Here is a 16,661-nt window from a genome sequence, read left to right on the forward strand (position 1 = left end):
AACTCGGTGGTGACGGCCTTCTCGGACGGCCGGCGCATCGTGGTCAGCGGTAGCGCCGATCAGACCGTTCAGGTGCGGGAGTTGGAGAGCGGTCGGCCGCTCGGGCCGGCCTTGAGCGACCTCAGTGTCCTGGGGGGCCGTGGGGGCGGCGGTGGTGCGGGTCACCTCGGCGGAGTCGAAGGAGCCGACGCCGGACCGGCCGCCGTGGGTGTCCCCGACGGGACCGGGGCCCGCGCCCGCGGTGTCCCGGGTGCCGCCGCGGTTCTCGATCCGCGGTGCGCCGCCCTGCCCCGGCACGACGACCGGCGGCTCGACGGGGCCGTGCCCCTGTACTCCGGCGCCTTCGGGGCCGCCGCCCGAGGCACCCCAGCCGGCGGAGCCGTAGGCGTGATGGGTCCGGTCGGCGGGCGGGGCGCTTCGGCCACGCTCCTCGCGCGCGGGTCCGCCGCGGTCCTCACGCGCGGGTCCGTCCCGCTCGTCACGCGCGCGTACGTCCCCCGCCAGTCCTGCCGGCCCTGTCGACCCCGCTGAACCGGAGGCGGCCCGTCCGGTGGAGACCTCGCGCCCCGGGCCCGTGCCCGGCGCTGCCGCTTCAGGGCTCTCCGGCCCCGCGCTCTCCCCGGGGGCCACCCGCACATGCCCCTCGCCGTCCGGCTCCGTGCCCAGCCGCGGGCCCCCGCTCGGGGCCAGGCGCAGGACCGACTCGCCGATGCGCAGGAGGGCGCCCGGGGGGAAGCGGACCGGGCGGGTGCCGACGCGGGTGCCGTCGAGCGCCGTGCCGTTCGTCGAGCCCAGGTCGGCCACCGAGACGCGGCCGTCGGCGGCGACCGTGACCGCGCAGTGCAGGCGGGAGACGTCGGGGTCGTCCAGCGGGACGTCGGCGTCGGCGGAGCGGCCGATGTGGATCTGGCCGCCGTGCAACAGATGGACGCCGCCGGCGTCCGGGCCCGCGACCACATGGAGCTGGGTCGGGGCGTCGTCGAGCTCGGGGTGCGGCTCCGGGGCGGCCGGGGCGCCCAGCGAGAGGACCGCGCCGTCGATCAGCGGGGGCTCGCCCAGGGTGGCGCGGCGGTCGTCGAGCCGCTCGCCGTCCGCGTACAGCACGACCGGACCGTCATTGCCGGAGACCGCCGAGGCGAGCGCCGACGCCACCGCGGACAGGGCGGTGCCGACGGGAGCCGTCACCAGCACGTCGCAACTCGCGGCACGGCCCCGGGCCCGGTCGGGCGGGCCCAGCGGGTCTACGACGGTCAGCCGGATCTGCATCGCCGTCAGCGGTCCCTTCTGCGCGGACAAGTCGAGTCGTCCTTGACTGGAGGCATCCTCGCACCTGCCACTGACAACGCGCCCGCCGCCTGGAGGCAAGTGATCTTGATTGGTCAGCTCTGCCCCCAAAAGTGCCTGACCAGTGCAGCGCCGGCGATCACTTGAGATCGGTCACGTCAACGTCCGGCAACCAGGAGACCCGGACGGAGCGTCTTTCCTTCGAACGTGCTTGGGAACGCATACGTAGTGCTTTGTGAGGCGGCACTACAGTGGTCCGGAACGACAGCAAGCAGCAGGGAGTGCATGACGTGCGGCCGGTAGGCAGCAAGTACTTCCTCGAGGAGCCGCTCGGACGCGGTGCCACGGGGACCGTGTGGCGTGCCCGCCAGCGGGAGACCGCGGGCGCCGAGGCCGCCGTGGCCGGACAGCCCGGTGAGACCGTCGCGATCAAGGTCCTCAAGGAGGAGCTCGCGAGCGACCCGGACATCGTGATGCGGTTTCTGCGCGAGCGGTCCGTCCTGCTCAGGCTGACCCACCCGAACATCGTCCGGGTGCGCGACCTGGTCGTGGAGGGCGATCTGCTCGCCCTGGTCATGGACCTCGTCGAGGGCCCCGACCTGCACCGCTACCTGCGCGAGAACGGCCCCTTCAGCCCGGTCGGCGCCGCCCTGCTCACCGCCCAGATCGCCGACGCGCTCGCCGCGAGCCATGCCGACGGCGTGGTCCACCGCGACCTGAAGCCGGCGAACGTCCTGCTCAGGCAGTACGGCGGCCAGATGCACCCGCTGCTGACCGACTTCGGCATCGCGCGGCTCGCGGACTCCCCGGGCCTGACCCGGACCCAGGAGTTCGTCGGCACGCCCGCGTACGTCGCGCCCGAGTCCGCCGAGGGCCGCCCGCAGACCTCCGCGGTCGACATCTACGGCGCCGGCATCCTGCTGTACGAACTGGTCACCGGCCGCCCGCCGTTCGCCGGCGGCTCCGCCCTGGAGGTGCTCCACCAGCACCTGAGCGCCGAGCCGCGCCGTCCCTCCACGGTCCCCGACCCGCTGTGGACGATCATCGAGCGCTGCCTGAGCAAGACCCCCGAGCGGCGCCCCAGCGCCGAGAACCTCGCGCGTGGGCTGCGTGTCGTCGCCGAGGGCATCGGCGTGCACGCGAACTCCGCGCAGATCGCCGCCGCGGAGAACGTCGGCGCGCTGCTGCTGCCCGACCCGGCCCCCGCGGCCGTACCGGAGGCGCCCGGCGCCGCCGACCCGACGCAGGTGCTGCCGCACGGCGCCGGTGCCTACGACCCGAACGCCGCGACCAGCTTCCTGCCGCACACCGGCGCCGGGAACCCCGTCGGTGCCGCCGACCCCACCGCCGTACTCCCGACGAACCGCGGCGCGGCCGACCCGACCGCCGTCATGCCGCCGGTCCCGCCCGGGCAGCCGGGGCAGGGGCAGTACGGGCAGCAGGGGCACCAGTCCGGCGGCCCCGAGGACCCGCACCCCTGGCAGAACCAGCTGCGCGCGGCCCGTGACCGCAACGAACAGACGCAGGTCCAGTACCTCGACCCCAGCGAGGACCCGCTGCGCCGCCGCCCGCAGCGACAGGCGGCCCGGCCGCAGCAGCAGCCTCAGCAGCAGCGGCCCCAGCAACGACCGCAGCAGCGGCCGCAGCAGGGCGGCTACGGCCGTCAGCAGCAGCCCCAGCAGTACGCCCCGCAGCAGCAGCCTCAGCAGCAGCCCCAGCGGTACGCGCCGCCGCCGCAGCCCGAGCGGCCCGCGCGTGAGCCCCGGCAGCCGCGGCAGCGCAGCGCCAACCCGATGAAGATCCCGGGTCTGGGCTGCCTCAAGGGGTGCCTGTTCACGATCGTCATCCTGTTCGTCGCCAGCTGGCTGATCTGGGAGCTGAGCCCGCTCCAGGAGTGGATCGGCACCGGCAAGAGCTACTGGCAGCAGCTCGGCGACATGATCGACACCGTGAGCGGCTGGATCGGCGATCTGGGCGGAAACTCCTCAGGTCAGCAGTAAGTCTGGGGATTTGTCGACACCCAGCGGGTGATTTCCGTCTCCGCGGTGAAGGTTGGCTCTTCCGGCGCGTAGCTTTGGCGACAACACGCGTCTGTAGGAGCAGTCTTGGGACGGAAGATCGGCAGCCGGTACACCGCCAACCAGATCCTGGGGCGGGGCAGCGCCGGCACGGTGTGGCTGGGTGAGGGACCCGAGGGGCCCGTCGCCGTGAAGCTGCTGCGCGAGGACCTCGCGTCCGACCAGGAGCTCGTCGGCCGCTTCGTCCAGGAGCGCACCGCCCTGCTGGGTCTCGAACACCCGCACGTGGTCTCCGTACGGGACCTCGTGGTCGACGGCAACGACCTCGCGCTCGTCATGGACCTGGTCCGGGGCACCGACCTGCGCACCCGGCTCGACCGCGAGAAGCGGCTCGCGCCCGAGGCGGCCGCGGCGATAGCCGCCGACGTCGCGGACGGACTGGCCGCGGCCCACGCGGCCGGGGTCGTGCACCGCGACGTCAAGCCGGAGAACGTCCTGCTGGACATGCAGGGTCCGCTGGGCCCCGGCGGCTCGCACCCCGCGCTGCTGACCGACTTCGGTGTCGCGAAGCTCATCGACTCGCCGCGGCGGACCCGGGCCACGAAGATCATCGGCACCCCGGACTACCTGGCGCCGGAGATCGTGGAGGGGCTGCCGCCCCGGGCGTCGGTGGACATCTACGCCCTGGCGACCGTGCTGTACGAACTGCTGGCCGGGTTCACGCCGTTCGGCGGCGGGCATCCGGGGGCGGTGCTGCGGCGCCATGTGACCGAGACGGTGGTCCCGCTCCCCGGGATCCCCGACGAGCTGTGGCAGCTGATCGTGCAGTGCCTGGCGAAGGCACCGGCCTCCCGGCTGCGGGCCTCCGAGCTGGGCGCGCGGCTGCGGGAGCTGCTCCCGCTGCTGGCCGGGATGCCGCCGCTGGACGTGGACGAGCCGGACGCGGAGCAGGCGGAGGAGCAGGACCGGGAGGAGCCGGCCGCGGCCTCTTCCGGGGAGCCGGCGTCCTACGGGCGGCCCGCGCGGCGGGGAGCCGTGCCGCTGGTGCCGGGGGCGAAGCCCGCCGACTCCAACCGGGACACGCATACGTCGATGAGGGTGCCGGGGCCCGACGAGCTGGCCGGGGGCGCGCGCGGGACGGCACGGGTGCCGCGGCCCGCCGGGGCGCCGAGGCCGGGGTCCGCCCGGCACCGGGCCACCACGCGGCGGCGGAGGCTGGTCGTGGGGGTCGCGGGACTGGTGCTGGTGGCCGCGGCGGGGGTCGGGGTGTGGGCGGCCACGTCGGACGACGCGGGGGCGTCGCCCCGGGAGAGCGGGAACTCGGCGCCTGCGTCTCCGTGAGTGCGGGCGCGGGTGCGGGTCGGTGGGGGGTGACCGTCGTTTCGGGGGCCGGCCCCCGGGCCCCCGCTCCTCAAACGCCGGAGGGGCTGAGTTTCTACGGCCCGACAGCCGTTAGGCTGGAGGGCGTGGCAGTCGTCGATGTATCCGAAGAGCTCAAGTCCCTCTCCTCGACCATGGAGTCGATCGAGGCCGTTCTGGACCTCGACAAGCTGAGGGCAGACATCGCCGTGCTCGAGGAGCAGGCGGCCGCGCCGTCCCTGTGGGACAACCCGGACGAGGCGCAGAAGATCACCAGCAAGCTGTCCCACCTCCAGGCCGAGGTCAGGAAGGCGGACGCGCTGCGCAGCCGGATCGACGATCTCGCTGTGCTGTTCGAGATGGCCCAGGAGGAGGACGACCCCGACACCCTCGCCGAGGCCGAGTCGGAGCTCACCTCCGTCAAGAAGGCGCTCGACGAGATGGAGGTGCGCACCCTCCTCTCCGGCGAGTACGACTCCCGTGAGGCGCTCGTCAACATCCGCGCCGAGGCCGGTGGCGTCGACGCCGCCGACTTCGCCGAGAAGCTCCAGCGGATGTACCTGCGCTGGGCGGAGCAGAAGGGCTACAAGACCGAGGTCTACGAGACGTCGTACGCGGAAGAGGCCGGCATCAAGTCGACCACCTTCGCCGTGCAGGTGCCGTACGCCTACGGGACGCTCTCGGTCGAGCAGGGCACCCACCGGCTCGTGCGGATCTCGCCCTTCGACAACCAGGGCCGCCGCCAGACCTCCTTCGCGGGCGTCGAGATCCTGCCCGTGGTCGAGCAGACCGACCACATCGAGATCGACGAGTCCGAGCTGCGGGTCGACGTGTACCGGTCCTCCGGGCCCGGCGGTCAGGGCGTCAACACCACCGACTCCGCGGTGCGGTTGACCCACCTCCCGACCGGCATCGTCGTCTCCTGCCAGAACGAGCGGTCGCAGATCCAGAACAAGGCGACCGCGATGAACGTCCTCCAGGCGAAGCTCCTTGAGCGTCAGCGCCAGGAGGAGCGGGCCAAGATGGACGCCCTCAAGGACGGCGGCAGCTCCTGGGGCAACCAGATGCGGTCGTACGTCCTGCACCCGTACCAGATGGTCAAGGACCTGCGCACCGAGTTCGAGGTCGGCAACCCCGAGGCCGTCTTCAACGGCGAGATCGACGGCTTCCTGGAGGCCGGTATTCGCTGGCGCAAGCAGCAGGAGAAGTAACTTTGTCGACTTGACAAGTCCCGCAACTGCCGCCCGATGGGCGGCAGTTTGCATTATGTCTGGGTTTTACATCACACTCACAGACTGCTTTCCCCGGCAAAGAGCGCTTACCCGGACATCGCGCGCGCAACGGCCTTGACGATCCTTTGAAAAATGGGAAGGGTAAAGCGTGGCATGCGTATCTCTGGGGCGCATGTGAACCGGGGGACCTGAGTTAGCTGCCTTCTCCCGTCGATCACGGCCCCGAGCGCCGCCTCATTGACGATGAGCTACTGGGGGTAGCAACCACATGACGAAGAAGACGCGGATCCGGATCGCGCGGATAGCCGCCGGTGCCGTGATCGCGGCCGGTGCCTCTCTGACCGCCGCCGGCGCCGCTTCCGCGGCGGGCATCGGCGTGGGCGTGGACGCCGGTCCGATCGACCTGAGTGTCAACGCGAACCTCGGCGACGACGACCCGACCGACGACCCGGGCGACGGCACCATCCCGACCGCTCCCAACACGGAGGAGCCGCCCACCGAGGAGCCTCCCACTGAGGAGCCGCCGACCGAGGAGCCGCCCACTCAGGAGCCTCCGGTCACCGAGGAGCCGACGCTCCCGACCGAGCCCACCGAGAACCCGACCGAGCCCACCGACGACCCGACCGACCCGGGCACCGGCGGCGGCAACGGCGGCTCCGGTGGCGGCAACAACACCAACCCCGACGGCGGCTCCAACCCCTCCACCCAGGAGGAGGGCTCCTCGGCCCTCACGGAGACCGGCACGTCCGACACCGCGGCCCAGGGCACGGGTGGCGCGCAGCTCGCCGAGACCGGTGCCGCGCAGACCACCTTCCTGGTGATCGGTGCCGCGACGATGATCGCCGGTGGCATCGGCTTCCGCATCCTGCCGCGCCTCGTGAGCGGCCGTGGTGGCGCTGTCGCCTGACGGTGACTCCCGGTAGACATCTGTCTGCTCAGCGTGCGCATGCCGTACGACGAAGGGCCCGGAGCGAACTCGCTCCGGGCCCTTCGGGTGTCTTCGGCCGCCGGTCAGGCGGTCCGGTCCGCCGGACAGTGCCTAGGCGGTCTGGTGCGCCAGCAGCGCCACGGCGGCGATCAGCACCGCGAGCAGGGCGATCAGCGCCGTCGGGTTCAGGCCCGCGAAGAGGTTCTCCTGCTGAAGCCGCTCGCGGTTGGCCCGGCAGACCGGGCACCGGCCCTCGCTCACGGGGGCCGCGCAGTTCGCGCACACCAGGCGGTCGTACGTCATGCGCGTCACCCTCCTTGCCAACGGTTCCAAGGGAAGAACGCTCCCGGGTCGCAGAACGTTCCCTCATCTACTGTGCCAGGTTCCCCTGGGCGCCGCCTGTGCGCTGTCGGAGGGCGGGGTCCCAGGTGGGCACAAAACCGCCCATCCGTTGCGCAACCCCAACCAGTGCCTGCGCCGCCGCACCCGGTTCGCGTATGGTCACGCTCATCTACCCCCGGCCTACCGTGGTGCATCCGTGATCCGATTCGACAACGTATCCAAGGTCTACCCCAAGCAGACCCGCCCCGCACTCAGGGATGTCTCCCTCGAAGTGGAGAAGGGCGAGTTCGTGTTCCTGGTGGGGTCCTCGGGCTCCGGAAAGTCCACCTTCCTGCGGCTGGTGCTCCGCGAGGAGCGGACCAGCCAGGGCCAGGTGCACGTCCTGGGCAAGGACCTCGCGCGCCTCTCCAACTGGAAGGTGCCGCAGATGCGCCGCCAGCTGGGGACGGTCTTCCAGGACTTCCGGCTCCTGCCCAACAAGACGGTCGCGGAGAACGTGGCCTTCGCCCAGGAGGTCATCGGCAAGTCGCGCGGCGAGATCCGCAAGTCCGTGCCGCAGGTGCTCGACCTCGTCGGGCTCGGCGGCAAGGAGGACCGGATGCCCGGCGAGCTGTCCGGCGGTGAGCAGCAGCGCGTGGCCATCGCGCGGGCCTTCGTGAACCGGCCCAAGCTGCTGATCGCCGACGAGCCCACCGGCAACCTCGACCCGCAGACCTCCGTCGGCATCATGAAGCTGCTCGACCGGATCAACCGGACGGGCACCACCGTGCTGATGGCGACGCACGACCAGAACATCGTGGACCAGATGCGCAAGCGCGTCATCGAGCTGGAGCAGGGCCGCCTCGTCCGGGACCAGGCCCGCGGCGTCTACGGCTACCAGCACTGACCGCCGTTCGAAGAAGTCCCCGGAAAGGCCTGAAGAAGACGCCATGCGCGCCCAGTTCGTACTCTCCGAGATCGGTGTCGGTCTCCGTCGCAATCTGACGATGACGTTCGCCGTCATCGTCTCCGTCGCCCTGTCGCTCGCCCTGTTCGGCGGGTCGCTCCTGATGAGCGACCAGGTCGGTGCCATGAAGGGCTACTGGTACGACAAGGTCAACGTCTCGATCTTCCTCTGCAACAAGAGCGACGCCGAGTCGGACCCCAACTGCGCCAAGGGCGCGGTCACCGACGACCAGAAGAAGGACATCCTCTCCGACCTGAAGAAGATGTCGGTCGTCGAGACGGTCCTCCACGAGTCCCAGGACGAGGCGTACAAGCACTACAAGGAGCAGTTCGGCGACTCCCCGCTGGCCGCCTCCCTCACGCCGGACCAGATGCAGGAGTCGTACCGGATCAAGCTGAAGGACCCGGAGAAGTACCAGGTCATCGCGACCGCCTTCAACGGCCGTGACGGCGTGCAGTCCGTGCAGGACCAGAAGGGCATCCTGGACAACCTCTTCACCATGCTGAACCTCATGAACCGGGCCGCGCTCGGCGTGATGGCGCTCATGCTGATCGTCGCCCTGTTGCTGATCGTCAACACGGTGCGGGTCTCGGCGTTCAGCCGTCGGCGGGAGACCGGGATCATGCGGCTGGTGGGCGCCTCCGGCTTCTACATCCAGGCGCCGTTCATCATGGAGGCCGCCGTCGCCGGCGCGATCGGCGGCGGGCTCGCCTGTGTCTTCCTGGTGGTCGGCCGCTACTTCACCGTCGACCACGGCATGGCCCTGGCCACCAAGCTCAACCTGATCAACTTCGTGGGCTGGGACGCCGTACTGACGAAGCTTCCGCTGATCCTCGCCGCGAGTGTGCTGATGCCCGCGTTGGCCGCGTTCTTCGCGCTGCGCAAGTACCTGAAGGTGTGACACACGCCAAGAGGGCCGTACGGTCAACCGGCCGTGCGGCCCTCTTGCGTTGTCCTAGACTCACCGGCATGTCAGGCCGAGACCTGTTCTGTCCGCCCCGCCGCATCCGCCGCGGGGCCGCCCTGACATTGGTGTTCGCGAGCGTGCTGGTGGCCGGCGCGGCGACCGGCTCCTTCCCCGAGGCCGAGCGAACCGACCGGAAGTCCCCGGCCGAATCGGCCCGTTCGGCCGCCCCCGCCGCCCACGAGGACGTGGCGAAGGCCGCCGAGGAGGCCATGGCCGACGGCAAGTCCCCCATGGAGGCCGCCGAGCGTGCCGTCAGCCGCAGCGGGGACCGCTGGGGGGCCGTCTACTCCCGGGGCGAGTACGAGGAGTTCGAGGAGGCCCTCGACGGCGAGTACACCGGCGTCGGCCTCTGGGCGCGACGCGAGCGGGACGGCCGTATCGAAGTGACCAAGGTGAGCTCCGACTCGCCCGCGGCCGCCGCCGGGATCCGCAAGGGCGACCGGCTGCGCAGCGTCGACGGGGAGCGGGTCGACGGGCATCCGGTCACCGAGGTGGTCTCCTTACTGCGCGGCGACGCCACGGACGCGGCCGCCGGTACGGCCGTCCGGCTGGGCCTGGAGCGCGGCACACACGCGTGGACCGAGACGGTACGGCGAGCGCGGCTCTCCACGGACTCGGTCACCGTCCGGGAGGTCGCCGGCGGGATCACCGTGATCGGGATCGACTCGTTCACCAAGGGGGTCGGCGACGAAGTGCGGGACGCCGTCCGGCAGGCCCCCGCCGACGACGGGATCGTCCTCGACCTCCGGGGCAACTCCGGCGGGCTGGTCACCGAGGCCGTCACCACCGCGTCCGTCTTCCTCGACGGGGGACTGGTCGCGACCTACGACGTCGAGGGCTCGCAGCAGGCGTTGCACGCCGAGGCCGGCGGGGACACCGGCAGGGCGCTGGTGGTGCTGGTGGACGGCGGGACGATGAGCGCGGCGGAGCTGCTGACCGGGGCGTTGCAGGACCGGGGGCGGGCCGTGGTCGTGGGGTCGCGGACGTTCGGCAAGGGGTCGGTGCAGATGCCTACGCGGCTGCCGGACGGGGCGGTGGCCGAGCTGACCGTGGGCCACTATCGGACTCCGTCGGGGCGGGGGGTCGACGGGCGGGGGATCACGCCGGATCTCGAGGCCGATGACGGGGCTCTTCGGCAGGCCGAGACGGTGCTCGGAGGGTTGGGAGACAGCGACTGAGCGGGCTGCTGTCGGCTGCCGGCCGGTGGGGGCTTGTCGCGCAGTTCCCCGCGCCCCTATAGGTGGGTCACCTCCCGTTCGATTAAGGGCTGGCCTCGGGCCCCCTCCCTGGTGCGAAAATGGGCAGCACTATGAGCAAGGGAATGTACGTACCGAAGGAGTCCCAGCCGAAGCAGGGTGGGGCGGCCGCGAAGGCCAGGGACGGCGAGAAGGGCGGCAAGCGTAAGATCGTCGCCCAGAACAAGAAGGCCCGGCACGACTACGCGATCATCGACACCTACGAGGCCGGCCTGGTCCTCATGGGCACCGAGGTCAAGTCGCTGCGGGAGGGCCGGACCTCGCTGACCGACGGCTTCGTCCAGATCGACCGGGGTGAGGCGTGGCTGCACAACGCCCACATCCCGGAGTATCACCAGGGCAGTTGGACCAACCACTCCGCGCGCCGCAAGCGTAAGCTGCTGCTGCACCGCGAGGAGATCGACAAGCTGGAGGCGAAGTCCCAGGAGACGGGGCACACGATCGTGCCTCTCGCCCTGTACTTCAAGGACGGCCGGGCCAAGGCCGAGATCGCGCTCGCGCGCGGCAAGAAGGAGTACGACAAGCGGCAGACCCTGCGGGAGCAGCAGGACCGGCGGGAGTCGGACCGGGCCATCGCGGCGGCGAAGCGGAAGCAGCGGGGTCAGTAGGGCGGTCGGCAGGTCTGCGGGCCGCCGGGAATACGGTGGCATCGGCGTGCGCTGGTCACGTACGATGGAGTCAACACCGGCCAGTGGTCGATGTTGCTTGATAAATCAACATGGGGATGATCGGTTTCGACAGCGGATGTTGAAGCAGGGGAAGCGTGTCGAGGAAGCGGCAATGATCTCGTAAACCATATGTCGCAACCAATAATCGCCAATTCCAAGAGCGATTCCCGCGCCTTCGCCCTCGCTGCCTAATAAGCAGTGAGTGAAGGCCCTTACGGGTGTCAGACCGGGGATGTTCCCGACCCGGACCCTGGCATAATCTAGGGGACTAAACCATCGCGCCCGGTCACGGGGTGCGATGGGAAATCAAACAGTGGCTGGGCCCGTCGGCGACTTGTTCGCGTGATCACCGGGGCCGAGAAAATCGCAGCGAACTGCACACGGAGAAGCCCTGATTCTGCACCGTTGGACGCGGGTTCGATTCCCGCCATCTCCACTCGCCTCTTCCGGGAGGCAACCCCATGTGGGCAAAGGCCCCGTCGCTTCGAGCGGCGGGGCCTTCGTCATGTCCGAATCCGGGGTCCGTGTCCTGTCTTGTGCCGCCTCACGGCTTCACAGTTTGCCCACATGTAACCCCGAAAACTCTTGTCCTGCACCCGACATGTATGCCTAAGGTAAACGCCGCGCCGGACGGAGTCGACCACTCCGCCACAGGGCGCGTCTAGGGCGACCTGGGGATGCCGTCGCCACGGGGAGGACAGAACACCATGCCGAGATATCGGCTCTTCACGCATGCCCGCGCGAGATCCGGGCTGCTCACGCCGCTGTTGACATCGGCGGTCGCTGTGGCGCTGCTGGGCGGGATCGCCGTACAGCCGGATCTGCTGGGGCGGTACGCGGCCGACGACATGGCTTCTGTCGCCGACACGGGTGACAGCTACGACGGGTTCGACGCCAAGGCCGCCGAGCAGCTTCGGCAGGATCAGTGCCTGCTCGGCGAGACGCTGCGGATGGGCGGGCCGGCCATGTTCGGCGTCGCGCAGAACGGGTTGAACCAGACGCCGGACAAGCTGCACACCGCGGCGAACCGGGAGTACTGGGAGACGACTCCGCTGTCGACGGCGTTCCAGCAGGACAAGGATGCCGCCGACAAGGAGGGCACCGCCCTCTACGATCACATCCGCGACTTCGAGATCTCCGGCCTGCCCACACCGAGTGGGTTCCAGTCGAAGGCCGATTTCGAGTGGCCGCCCGGCACGTCCGGCGACGACCGTCCGAACTTCTTCCAGCAGACCGGGATCTCCAAGTGGATCTGGGAGCAGTTCTGGAAGAGCGAGGGTGATTTCTACCGCGATCTGACCCCGAAGGCGGACGACGCCACGGTAAAGGCGGTCAAGAGCCTGGGTGACCCGTTGTACGGCGGCGACCCCGACCCGAATGGGCCCAACTGGAACCAGGCGTACGAGGAACACCAGGCCTACGACGGTCTGGTGAACTGGTCGATGGAGCCGACCGCCGCGGACAACGCCCGGCTCTTCCTCTCGTACGGCGGCTTCCCGCGCACAGCGCCCGAGCCCGGCAGCGTCGAGTACCGCATCGCGGTGGAGGACCTGAAGGCCCGGTTCGCCTCCTGTGCCTGGCGCACCCCGGTCGACCCGAACAAGGTGCTCGGCAAGGAGGTCGCCGCCGCGTCCGCCGAGTGGCAGCAGGAGATCGCCGCGCAGGCCGCGCCGCGCAACCAGATCCTGACGGCCAACCAGAACGCGACCAAGGCGCTCGCCGCCGGTTCCAAGGCGCTCGGTGAACTCCTCGGGCTGTCCTGGCGGGCCGACCACCTGGTCCGCTGGCAGGACTACTGGTCCGCGGGCGGCCCCGGCTGGATCGGCGACAGCCCGTTCGTCGTGCACGCCCACGGGGCGAGCGACAAGTGCCTGGACGTGGCGGGCGGCAAGAAGGACAACGGCACGCCCGTGCAGATCTACACCTGCAACGGCAGCGCCGGGCAGAAGTGGCAGATCTCCGGCGACCGCCTGGTCAACCCCAACTCGGGCAAGTGCCTGACCGTCAAGGGCGGGGCGAGCGCCAACGGTACGGCCGTGCAGATCTCCACCTGCGGCACCGGAGCCTCGCAGAAGTGGGAGTACGGCACGCACGGCACCTCGCGGCTGTACAACCCGGGCACCGCCAACTGCCTGGACCTCGCGGACTACACCAACAGCCGTGACGGCCGTATGTGGGACTGCACCGGCAAGGCCCCGCAGCAGTTCGACGTCGTCCCGTCCGGCCACAACGGCACCGACGACCTCGACTACCCGACCAAGGCGCAGTTCGACAAGGCGGCCAAGGGCGTGACCGACGCCCAGACCGCGGCGAAGAAGCAGGTCGACGCGCTGAAGGCCCAGGCCGCGACCGCGAAGACGGCCGCCACCGCGTCGGACACCGCGCTGGCGGCGTCGTACGGCATCGCGGACAAGGCGGGTGCCCCGCGGGGCCGCGGGCTGCTCGTCGGGCAGCAGAAGGCGCAGGTCACCAAGGCGTCGGCCGCCGCGCTCGACGCCCTGGCCAAGGCCGGTGACACCGCGTACGCGGCCACCCGTGCCGCCGCCGGGGACAGTGCCACCATCGCGGCCCGTGCGCTGACGCAGGCCGCGCAGTCGAAGGCCGCCTTCCGGACCGCCGCCGCGAACGAGGCGCGGGCCCAGGCGAAGGCCGCCGCCGACGCGGCCGCCGTACAGGCGCAGACCGCCAAGGACGCGCGGGACTTCGCGAAGGCCAAGCTCGCCGAGACGCAGAAGGCCGAGGCCGATGCGAAGGCGGCGGCTGCCGACGCGCACGCCAAGCGGCTCGCCGCGGAGGCCGAGGCGGCGACGGCGAAGGCGGAGAAGGAGACCGCCGCCGCCAAGCAGGCCGAGGCTGCCCAGCACAAGCAGAACGCGCAGGGCTACGCGCAGACCGCCACCGAGGCCAAGGGCCGCGCGGAGAGCGCCGAGTCCACCGCCCGTGCCAAGCGCCAGGACGCGGAGGGCGCCCGGGACCGGGCCAAGGGCAAGCGGGACGACGCGTGGGACGCCGAGAGCCAGGCCAACGCGGCCCGGGCCAAGGCCGACGCCAAGGACGCGTACGCCGAGGCCCATGACTCGGACGACGACGCGAAGGACTCCCGCGCCGCCGCCGACCAGGCGGACAAGGCCGCCGATGACGCGGAGTCGGCCGCTAGGTCGGCCCGTTCCGAGGCGGACGCGGCGACCCAGGCGGCCGCCGACGCGGACGCCGCCGCCACCCGTGCGGAGGCCGCCGCCAAGCGGGCCCGTTCCGACGCGGACGCGGCCCAGGCCGCCAAGCTGCGGGCGGACGCCGCGGTCCGTACGGCGACCAGCGCCGCCGCCGACGCCATCAAGGCGTCCGAGGCCTCCGCCTCCGCCGCCCGTACGGCCGTGAAGCTGGCCGACGAGGCCGAGGCGCACGCCGCCGACGCCATGAAGCAGGCCGACGCGTCCAAGGCCGAGGCTGCCAAGGCGGTCGCCGGCGCGGCCGACGCCGCCGGGCACGCCTACACCACCGCCCAGGCGGCGGAGGACGCCGGCAACGCGGCCCAGCAGGTCGCCGCCCCGGCCAACGACGCGATCCAGCTGGGCGCGCCGTACGTGACGTCGGACTCCGCGGCGGGCCTCGCCGTCCTGGCGGGCCAGTCGTCGAAGACGATCGCCGAGCAGCAGCGGGCGGTCGCCGAGGCCCACGCGGCCAACGCCCAGAAGAACGCGGCCCAGGCGGCGAGCCTCGCCGCCGCTGCGACGGGTGACGCGAAGGCGGCGTACACGCTGGCCGCCGAGGCCGCCGGTTTCGCTGCCGACGCCCGCAAGTCGGCGAAGGAAGCACTCGGTTACGCCGCCGAGGCCGCCCAGTACGCGGCCGACGCCCAGGCCTCCCTGGCCCGCGCCAAGGAGTACGACCGCCAGGCCACCGAGGACGCGGCCGCCGCCGACCAGGCGGCCGACCACGCCGAAAGCTACGCGGCCGACGCCCGCGCCTCCGCCGACCAGGCGGCCCTGGACGCTGAGGCGGCCCGTTCCGCCGCCGCGGAGGCCGAGCAGGCGGCCAAGGACGCGCGGGCCGCAGCGGATCGGGCGGACGCGGAGGCCACTGCTGCGGAGCAGGCGGCGAAGGATGCGCAGAAGTATGCGGAGTCGGCGCAGCAGGCGGCGACCCTGGCGGAGAACAAGGGGGCCAACGACCAGATCAAGAGCGGAGCCGGAACCGGCATCGGTAACACGTTCTACACGGTCGACAGCACCCACGAGACCAGCCGGGAGAGCAAGGGCTGCGATGACATCATCATGCCCAACGGCTGCACGCTGATCATCACTGTGCACTTCGACGCCACCGTCTCCTTCTACGAGTGCGCGGCGGACCTGGACCCGGAGAAGTTCGGCTGCCCGGCACCGGACACGACGTACCTCACCACCAAGACGTTCCGGAACCTCACGGCGGACATCACCCGTGACCTCTCGAACCTGGAGGTCAACCAGGGCATCGCCGACAGCCTGCGCAAGCAGGGCCTGAACCTGCTCTTCGGTGACTTCACCGGCTGCTACCACAAGCTCACCGGTACGGGTGGCGGCTGGGGCGACTGTGCCTGGGCCGCGTCCAACTTCATCCCCGGCAAGCTCCTCGAGAAGGCGATCGAGCCCCTCGTACGGCTGAGGCTCGCGGTCAAGTCGGGAGACGACATCGCGGACGCCTGGAAGGCCCTCAAGGAGTCCGGCCTGGAGGACGACGTCCTGGCCGGTATCGGCAAGAAGGAGGCCGAGAAGCTCAAGAACACGGGCTGCCCGACCAACAGCTTCCCGGCGGGGACGCAGGTCCTGATGGCCGACGGGTCGCGCAGGTCCATCGACACGATCGCCGAGGGCGACCGGCTGCTGGCGACCGACCCGAAGACCGGCACCACCCGGTCGGCACCCGTCACCGCGACCTTCTCGCACCGGGCCGACGAACTCGTCGAGCTGACCGTCGCGGACGGCGGGCGCCTGCTCACCACCCCGGGCCACCGGGTGTACGTGCAGGGCAGTGGTTGGACGACCGTGAAGGAACTGCGCGTCGGTGACCTGCTGCGCACCCGTGACGGTGCGTCGGATGCCGTGACCGGTCTCAGGACCGTGGCGGCGCCGAGCGCGGTGTGGGACCTCACCGTCGCCGACCTGCACACCTTCTACGTCCTCGCCGGAGTCACCCCGGTTCTCGTCCACAACTGCGACGGCACGCTCCCCAACGATCTGTACGACGAGATCGAGGCACGCTACGGCACGGACATCGCCGACGGTGTCGACTACAACGCCCGCCGGATGCACGACGGTTCGGCGAACTCCCTCGACCACGAGATCCCGGGCATCGGACACAACCTGAAGGCGCTGGGTGACTACCTCGCGAGCTGGCGCGGGAAGTTCACGTACCGTGACACCAAGAAGGGATCGGAGGTCGTCTACGACGCGGCCAAGGGGGTGCTGGTGGTGAAGACGCCGTACAACATCCACGCCTACCAGTACACGGCCCAGCAGTGGGAAGACGGCTTGCAAGCGGGACGGTACGCCCTGAAGAACCCGGGAGGCGGTACACCGTGAGGGACAGGCCGTTCGTACGTCAGGAAGGCACAGGTTTCTCCGTCCGGTTCGCGGGGGCACAACGCCCGCTTCTGCACGGTGCGTTGCTGTGGCTCGCCCATCG

11 protein-coding genes and 1 other RNA gene are annotated in these 16,661 nt (G+C 71.0%); 10 read left to right on the forward strand and 2 right to left on the reverse strand.

The genetic code is table 11. The features are described 5' to 3' along the window. Positions 1–1,266: FHA domain-containing protein (locus tag G3I78_RS52390; RefSeq protein WP_239158314.1), on the reverse strand; the 1,266-nt coding region annotated here is incomplete at its 3' end. A 308-nt stretch (positions 1,267–1,574) separates the two neighbouring features. Here G3I78_RS52390 and G3I78_RS37930 point away from each other — a divergent pair. From G3I78_RS37930 to G3I78_RS37945, 4 genes are all read left to right on the forward strand, one after another. Then, on the forward strand, positions 1,575–3,284 hold the full coding sequence (locus tag G3I78_RS37930; protein ID WP_164433334.1) for a serine/threonine-protein kinase: 1,710 nt from the start codon (positions 1,575–1,577) through the stop codon (positions 3,282–3,284). 105 nt (positions 3,285–3,389) lie between these two features. After that, positions 3,390–4,643, forward strand: coding sequence for a serine/threonine-protein kinase (locus tag G3I78_RS37935; protein ID WP_164433336.1), 1,254 nt, complete (start codon positions 3,390–3,392; stop codon positions 4,641–4,643). A gap of 125 nt (positions 4,644–4,768) precedes the next feature. Beyond that, a complete protein-coding gene (gene prfB / locus G3I78_RS37940; protein WP_164433338.1) occupies positions 4,769–5,872 on the forward strand; it encodes a peptide chain release factor 2 in 1,104 nt (367 codons plus the stop codon). A gap of 289 nt (positions 5,873–6,161) precedes the next feature. Next, positions 6,162–6,800: a hypothetical protein gene (locus G3I78_RS37945; RefSeq protein WP_164433340.1), complete on the forward strand. Its 639-nt coding sequence runs from the start codon at positions 6,162–6,164 to the stop codon at positions 6,798–6,800. A 132-nt stretch (positions 6,801–6,932) separates the two neighbouring features. Here G3I78_RS37945 and G3I78_RS37950 read toward each other — a convergent pair whose 3' ends face one another. After that, positions 6,933–7,124, reverse strand: coding sequence for a hypothetical protein (locus tag G3I78_RS37950; RefSeq protein WP_164433342.1), 192 nt, complete (start codon positions 7,122–7,124; stop codon positions 6,933–6,935). Positions 7,125–7,359: 235 nt separating this feature from the next. Between G3I78_RS37950 and ftsE the strand changes: the two genes are divergently transcribed. The 6 genes from ftsE to G3I78_RS37980 all read left to right on the forward strand — a co-directional run bounded on the left by ftsE (position 7,360) and on the right by G3I78_RS37980 (position 16,558). Then, positions 7,360–8,049 carry a cell division ATP-binding protein FtsE gene (gene ftsE, locus G3I78_RS37955; RefSeq protein ID WP_164433344.1) on the forward strand — a complete coding sequence of 230 codons (690 nt, stop codon included), beginning with the start codon at positions 7,360–7,362 and terminating at the stop codon, positions 8,047–8,049. 43 nt (positions 8,050–8,092) lie between these two features. Then, entirely contained in the window at positions 8,093–9,010 is a 918-nt protein-coding gene (gene ftsX, locus G3I78_RS37960) for a permease-like cell division protein FtsX (RefSeq protein WP_164433346.1), read from the forward strand. A 68-nt stretch (positions 9,011–9,078) separates the two neighbouring features. Then, positions 9,079–10,254 carry a S41 family peptidase gene (locus G3I78_RS37965; RefSeq protein ID WP_203616064.1) on the forward strand — a complete coding sequence of 392 codons (1,176 nt, stop codon included), beginning with the start codon at positions 9,079–9,081 and terminating at the stop codon, positions 10,252–10,254. A gap of 143 nt (positions 10,255–10,397) precedes the next feature. Then, positions 10,398–10,940, forward strand: coding sequence for an SsrA-binding protein SmpB (smpB, locus tag G3I78_RS37970; RefSeq protein WP_164433528.1), 543 nt, complete (start codon positions 10,398–10,400; stop codon positions 10,938–10,940). Between the two features lie 112 nt (positions 10,941–11,052). After that, positions 11,053–11,439, forward strand: a transfer-messenger RNA (tmRNA) gene (ssrA, locus tag G3I78_RS37975). A gap of 268 nt (positions 11,440–11,707) precedes the next feature. Further along, positions 11,708–16,558, forward strand: coding sequence for a ricin-type beta-trefoil lectin domain protein (locus G3I78_RS37980; protein WP_239158311.1), 4,851 nt, complete (start codon positions 11,708–11,710; stop codon positions 16,556–16,558). The last annotated feature ends 103 nt before the right edge of the window (positions 16,559–16,661 follow it).

Origin of the sequence: Streptomyces sp. SID13726 (genome assembly GCF_010548375.1) — a bacterium.
Classification (GTDB): Bacteria; Actinomycetota; Actinomycetes; order Streptomycetales; family Streptomycetaceae; genus Streptomyces.

What these genes read in the sequence shown, in the direction of transcription:
- G3I78_RS37945 (WP_164433340.1), top strand. Translation starts at nt 6,162, where the DNA reads ATGACGAAGAAGACGCGGATCCGGATCGCGCGGATAGCCGCCGGTGCC.
- G3I78_RS37950 (WP_164433342.1), bottom strand. Translation starts at nt 7,124, where the DNA reads ATGACGTACGACCGCCTGGTGTGCGCGAACTGCGCGGCCCCCGTGAGC.
- ftsX (WP_164433346.1), top strand. Translation starts at nt 8,093, where the DNA reads ATGCGCGCCCAGTTCGTACTCTCCGAGATCGGTGTCGGTCTCCGTCGC.
- G3I78_RS37965 (WP_203616064.1), top strand. Translation starts at nt 9,079, where the DNA reads ATGTCAGGCCGAGACCTGTTCTGTCCGCCCCGCCGCATCCGCCGCGGG.
- smpB (WP_164433528.1), top strand. Translation starts at nt 10,398, where the DNA reads ATGTACGTACCGAAGGAGTCCCAGCCGAAGCAGGGTGGGGCGGCCGCG.
- G3I78_RS37980 (WP_239158311.1), top strand. Translation starts at nt 11,708, where the DNA reads ATGCCGAGATATCGGCTCTTCACGCATGCCCGCGCGAGATCCGGGCTG.